Below are 4326 nucleotides of genomic sequence, written 5' to 3' on the forward strand. Positions count from 1 at the left end.
AATATAGGAGTCTTTTTGTTACGTTATTTCTTTCGTTTCTTCAAACTTTTTTGATATGCATAAAGCTTATGAATCTCTTCCTTAAATTCATGTAGAAGTACAGTGTTTGCACCATTTGAATAACGCACCGTATTATAAGCATCTATAATAATATCACTTTGAATATTTACATCTTCTTCATCGTTTATTCTTTCTAGCCAAGCCTCAACAGTTTCTCCCCGTTTTCTATTTAAAGGAGGGGTTAACTTACTCTCTAGCTTGAAAATTTCCTTCCGAATTTCGTTATGCGGCGGTTTATTTCGTTTAAAACGATTTTGGCTCATTCCTTCTTTATCAGTAATGATAGTAGATTCGAAGGCGGGCATATTTGGTAAACTTAAATGTTTTCGTTTTTTTACTATTTTCCAAACGACGTAAATAGCGATAGCTGTACAGACTATTATTGTAGCGCTATTTATGAGTATTGGATCAAAATCAGGAAATTTTTTTCCGTCTTCAATTTTTGGTTTTAAGAGATGTCCTTTATTTGCCCAAACATCTTCAGTATCTTTTAATTCCGCTGCTTTAATTAATGGCATTAAAGCATAGCCGACGCCTAATGCGACTACTTCCGTTATAAAACCAAAAATAAGTCGAATGAAAGGAAATACTTGAACAATTAATATACTCATTAAGCCAATCGTAATGATAGAAGCAAAACGTAATAGTTGTTGTTTGCGATTTGCCCCGGTTAACCAAAATGTAATCATAAGATGCAAGGCTAACATTAATAGTTTCCACAACGGTGGAAAGGGTGCATAAAATATAGCTGAAACGACAAACCATACAATACCACCTAAAGATTTTTGAACTGGATATCCAGGTCCGACCACATGTACGATAAAGAAAAATAGTGGTAATATGATTGTGCCAAAAAGAGAAAAAGGTAAAAATAAAGAGAAAAGAACGATTTGAAGAACTAAAAGTATTACAAATCCTGTTGTTTTTTTCTGCATAAATTTATGAATAAGAAATACTCCAATATAGCCTGTTGTTAAAAATATTGCAATACTAATTAGTTCATCTCTTTCTGTTAATAATGAAAGCAGGAGGAGCAGAATGAAATCATGAATGTGATATAGCCAAGTTTTCAACTGGTTCCACCATCCCTTCACTAGTAATGAGAAACGTTGGCTGCGAGAGAAGAGGGAGTTCATTTCTTTGTAAACCAATGTATATCATTGTAGACGATCGTTCTCTCTTTCTCTTTACATAATGAAGGAATCCTTGTTTCGGAAGTAACGTACTATCATCTGAAATACGGGCTAATTCTTCTAAAGCTTTTGCATATTGTGTTTGTCCTTCATTTAACGGTACATGTAATGCACCGCCTTCTGCTAATACACTAATAAACAATTCAAACGGAATGTGGTGCTTCGTTGTGTACTGGAAAATGTATGTTGCATATGAAATAAGTTCTTCTACATTATCTTTCCAACCAAATCCACGATCGGCAGCTAAAGAAAGACAAATCGTCCAACTATAATTTTTTACAGGTTCATATTGCTTCGCTTGTAATTGTTGCATTTTAGCAGATGCCTTCCAATGAATAGAGCGGAAAGACTCACGCTCATATCGCTTTACACCGATAATAGATGTTTCATCATTGTAAAAAGAAAAATTCGTTCGATAAAATCCATTCAAAAGTTGCTGAAGTTCTTGCAAACCTGCTACTTCTTTAGGAGAAGGATACACAATAATTTCAGTCCTTAATTTATCAAAAACAGGTAAATGTACAGTTAATAGATGAAATGGATCTTTTAATACACATTCAAACTGTTCAATTTGAAACACACCACGCTTCGTTGCGGTTAATGTTAAACCCCATTTTTGTGCCGAATGTGCAGGTTGTGAAAATGGGAAAGAGAATAATGTTTTTGATATTTGTTCAATGCCTTGCTCTTTATGCGGTATAAGGGACGAATTTAAATGAAAGTAACAAACACCATTAACGAGCGGTATGCTGGCTCCATTTTTTAAATGAATAAAAAACTGTCCAGATTCCTCAGGAAAAAGCCGTGTAGTTTGTTTCTCATTTATGATTTGAAACTTCTTCTCTATGAAAGCGACATATTTATAAATAAAAATCGCAAATATATAATAGAAGAAAAAGAGAAACATAAGCATTCGTTGCGGGAAAAAGAATGTGAAAAGTAACGCGATTGGAACGGTTAGTTGAATAATATGGAGTTGAAAAAATAAAGGCACAGTTACAACACGCTGTCCATTCATGCTTGCTCAATCTCCACAGGTACGTCAACTTCTTTTAAAATACTTTTCATAATATCATTTTTTGTCGTACGCAGGGCACCTTCCATTGATAAGACGATACGGTGATTCCAAACAGAAGGAACTAACAATTGTATATCTTCTGGTGTGCAATATTCTCTCCCATGTAAAAAGGCTAAAGCTTGAACAGCACGTACTAAAGCTAATGTGGCACGTGGGCTTACACCGTTAGCGATATAATCATGATTTCTTGTAGCATGAGCAAGTTTAATAATGTAATGTTCTAACGGTTCCGAAACAAATATTTCTTTTACTCGTTTTTGAGATTCTAAAATATCTTCTAATGAGATGACAGATGTGACACTTTCTAATGGTAAATCGTTCCGAAAACGTCGCATCATTTGTAGCTCATCTTCAGGAGTAGGATAACCGATTGAAATCGTCATTAAAAAGCGATCAAGCTGTGCATCTGGAAGAGGGAAAGTCCCTTGTGATTCAATTGGGTTTTGCGTCGCAATAACAAAGAACGGTTTCGGCAGAGGCGTAGATTGTTTTTCGAGCGTCACTTGTCGTTCTTCCATCGCTTCTAACAAACTCGACTGCGTTCTCGGCATTGCACGGTTAATTTCATCTGCCAGCAAAATGTTTGTCATAACTGGTCCAATTCTTAATTCGAATTCGCTTGTTTTTGGGTTGAAGTATTCAATACCTGTTATATCACTTGGAAGTACATCGGGGGTGAATTGAACGCGAGAAAAACTACCACCAATACTTTTGGAAATGGTTTTCGCCAGTAACGTTTTCCCAGTACCAGGCACGTCTTCGAGTAGTGCATGTCCATCAGCAAGAAGTGAAACGAGCAGTAGATCAATAACATTTTCTTTCCCAACAAACACAGATCCGATGTTTTCTTTCAATTTATTTATCATATGTACCATTCCTTTCATTATAAAAGAGCTAATATTTCTATATTTTAACAAATTATTCAGAAAATTTGTATGGTTTTTTAATTCGAATAAATGGATATTTAATTATTAAATTACTCTTGCATATTTTGGAATATGATTATACAATATCGATATACGATGTATCGTAAGTCGATATATCATAAGGCGATGTATCGGAGGTAGTTATAATGAATGGGAAGGCGCAAAAATATATTCCGTTAACTGAGGCGACATATTACATATTGTTATCACTAGTGAAACCAATGCACGGATATGGAATTATGCAAATGGTAGAAGAGATGACAAATGGGGAAGTAAAGCTCGGTCCTGGTACTTTATACGGGAATACGACGAAATTACTTAAAGAAAAATTAATTGTTGAAGTTGCCTCTACAGATAGAAAGAAGTGCTATGAGTTAACGGCGTTTGGGAGAGAAGTGTTAGAGCTAGAATATAACAGATTGCAGAGATCTGTAAGGAATGGAAATAGTATATTAGGGGAGTGAATGGAAGATGGAGACAAAAAGGGTATTTAAATTTTTTACGGCATGGAATTTAGAAAAAGAAGAAGCTTTTTTACGAAAGATGCATCAGCAAGGTTGGGCATTACAAAAATATAATTTAATGTATACGTTTCAGAAAACTGAGCCAAAAGATGTAATATACAAAGCTGATTTTAGATTGGTTTATAGAGATTCGAAAGAACAACAACAAGAGTATTTCGAAATATACGAAATGTCAGGTTGGAAACGCGTAACAAGTTTCACAAGATGGAATTATTTTTGTAAAGAGGTAGAAGAGGTTAATGAATTGCCTGATATTTACTCAGAAAAAGAGACGAGGATACAAAAACTAAATGAATTATTGCTATTCCTTGTTATTATATCAGCAAGTATATTACCATCAATGTATAACCTATTTTTAAGCCCGATGGAATCAAGATTGCCAATGTGGGCGAAAGTTACGACAGGTCTTTCAGGTTGTATGTGGATGTACTTTTTTATAAGACTCTCTTGGAAAATCAAAAAATTAAAAAGTGAAATATTATAATAAAGAGTGGAGTTTAAAAGAAGTTGATGAGAGGGAAAACCGAGATCAACTTCTTTTGTTT

At 34.5% G+C, this 4326-nt stretch carries 5 protein-coding genes; 2 read left to right on the forward strand and 3 right to left on the reverse strand.

Annotation, left to right across the window (positions count from 1 at the left end; genetic code table 11):
* Positions 1 to 23: 23 nt before the first annotated feature.
* From ACQGSG_RS26890 to ACQGSG_RS26900, 3 genes are read right to left on the reverse strand one after another with little or no spacing between them, the layout of a single operon-like run.
* Positions 24 to 1133 carry a DUF4018 domain-containing protein gene (locus ACQGSG_RS26890; RefSeq protein WP_214632021.1) on the reverse strand — a complete coding sequence of 370 codons (1110 nt, stop codon included), beginning with the start codon at positions 1131 to 1133 and terminating at the stop codon, positions 24 to 26.
* On the reverse strand, positions 1105 to 2271 hold the full coding sequence (locus ACQGSG_RS26895; protein ID WP_001014390.1) for a DUF58 domain-containing protein: 1167 nt from the start codon (positions 2269 to 2271) through the stop codon (positions 1105 to 1107). The genes ACQGSG_RS26890 and ACQGSG_RS26895 overlap by 29 nt, the downstream gene beginning before the upstream one ends.
* A complete protein-coding gene (locus ACQGSG_RS26900; protein ID WP_000608776.1) occupies positions 2268 to 3197 on the reverse strand; it encodes an AAA family ATPase in 930 nt (309 codons plus the stop codon). Before ACQGSG_RS26900 ends, ACQGSG_RS26895 begins: the two co-directional genes overlap by 4 nt.
* 206 nt (positions 3198 to 3403) lie before the next feature.
* On the opposite strand from ACQGSG_RS26900, the gene ACQGSG_RS26905 reads away from it, so the two are divergent.
* Together ACQGSG_RS26905 and ACQGSG_RS26910 are read left to right on the forward strand one after the other, a co-directional pair.
* Positions 3404 to 3721 (forward strand): PadR family transcriptional regulator, encoded by a 318-nt coding sequence (locus ACQGSG_RS26905; RefSeq protein WP_001013433.1) that lies wholly within the window; start codon positions 3404 to 3406, stop codon positions 3719 to 3721.
* Between the two features lie 7 nt (positions 3722 to 3728).
* On the forward strand, positions 3729 to 4265 hold the full coding sequence (locus ACQGSG_RS26910; protein WP_000448684.1) for a DUF2812 domain-containing protein: 537 nt from the start codon (positions 3729 to 3731) through the stop codon (positions 4263 to 4265).
* The last annotated feature ends 61 nt before the right edge of the window (positions 4266 to 4326 follow it).

The organism is Bacillus sp. GMa5/1 (genome assembly GCF_050172015.1).
Taxonomy (GTDB): Bacteria; Bacillota; Bacilli; order Bacillales; family Bacillaceae_G; genus Bacillus_A; species Bacillus_A cereus.